Origin of the sequence: Bacteroides sp. D22, assembly GCF_000163675.1 — a bacterium.
Classification (GTDB): Bacteria; Bacteroidota; Bacteroidia; order Bacteroidales; family Bacteroidaceae; genus Bacteroides; species Bacteroides xylanisolvens.
This window is the reverse complement of sequence record NZ_GG774861.1, coordinates 1-1,455: the sequence shown is the minus strand read 5'-3', so window position 1 is coordinate 1,455 and position 1,455 is coordinate 1. Positions and strand designations below refer to the sequence as shown.

Genomic DNA, 1,455 nt, shown 5'->3' with positions numbered 1-1,455 from the left:
GCAGTAAAAAAGAGTCTACTACAAGGCAAAGGAAGCATCAGACTATTATGAAGTCAAGCCAAGCTAGAGATGTAATCAGGTAATACTTAAATAATAGATTATAAAATGGACATGCGGAGTATAAAGAGTAGACATTAGCATATTTATGTATAACAGGGCAGACGCATTAAAAATTATTGTTCTGTAAAAGTTGTGACAAATATTTTTCATCCCATCCGGCTTTTAGTCTTTTCAGATTCATACTTCCTTTTGTTGTTTTATCCTTCTTTAGTATGGTAAGTGCCATCTTTGTTGCCACCGAAAAGTTTCTGGCTGCATTTTTCACCTTTTTACTGTAGTCTTCTCGAAAGGTAACATCCAATTGCCAATGAAGATTATTCTCAATAGACCAATGCTGTCTGATGGCAGATGCAATCTCCTCCGGTTTGGTATTATCAAGTGAAGTTACATAGTATCTGACCTCTTGAGTATATTCTCCTGTTGCTACTATTGTTCTCTCCGACTTTATCCCTACAATAGACTTCAACCCCACAAGTTTCTTCTTAAACATTTTCTCCATTATAGAACCATAACTGACTACAGTACAGGTTCTTTTCTCAACTCTTCCATGTCCGGTATTTTCCGACACATGCCTGGTGACTCTATTGATTATTTCATCTCTATCCTGATAATCGTCAATAATTTGTTTAGCTAGTTGATAATTTTTTTTCTTATTCTCCTTTATAGCTATAATATAATTTGCATCACGCTCAATAATGGTCTGGGTTATATCTTTCTGGCATCCCATCGCGTCAATTGTAACAATACAACCACTTAGTTCCAAAGAGTTAATCAACAATGGAATAGCTGTGATTTCATTGCTTTTATCATCTACTTTTACCTGACCTAAAGAAATTCCATTAACGGCAGACCAGGCGGAAACCATCCATAATTTGAATCCTTCTTTTCCCGTAGTATGCTCTCCATCACATTGGCTTGGACCACGCATGAGCTTGCCATCTATAGCTACAACGCCTTTCACCTCCTGACAAACTTGTTTTACCCAATTACGAAAGATCAACTCAAAATACTCGGGCTTTATTATACTGAAGAATCTATTAAAAGTATCATGACTAGGGATGAACTCCAGGTCAGGTATGCGACTTTTGAAAAAAGCAATTTTCGCATTGCCAAATTCCTCAATCTCATTCCAAGACTGGGCGCCACAGATTACAGCAGCAATGGATATATAGATAATAGTTTCCATTTTATGTACTTTTTTGCGGTTCATCCTAGGATCTTCTATTTGTTTACAAAGGTCAATTATGCCAATTTTCATGTTAGTTTATGTTTTATAATATCTTATAAAGATAAGGAAAATAATCGACATATACAATAGATAATACACTAATAGTCAATAATATAAAAATAAAATACAAGTTGTAAGATAGTAAAAAATATAATGCGTCGACCCTG

1 protein-coding gene is annotated in these 1,455 nt (G+C 35.1%); it reads right to left on the bottom strand.

The window, feature by feature from the left end; genetic code table 11:
* Nucleotides 1–166: 166 nt before the first annotated feature.
* Nucleotides 167–1,318, bottom strand: coding sequence for an ISAs1 family transposase (locus HMPREF0106_RS00130; RefSeq protein WP_008018700.1), 1,152 nt, complete (start codon nucleotides 1,316–1,318; stop codon nucleotides 167–169).
* Nucleotides 1,319–1,455 lie beyond the last annotated feature (137 nt).

Excerpts from the sequence above, each read along its gene's own strand:
- HMPREF0106_RS00130 (WP_008018700.1), bottom strand. The coding sequence starts at position 1,318 with ATGAAAATTGGCATAATTGACCTTTGTAAACAAATAGAAGATCCTAGG.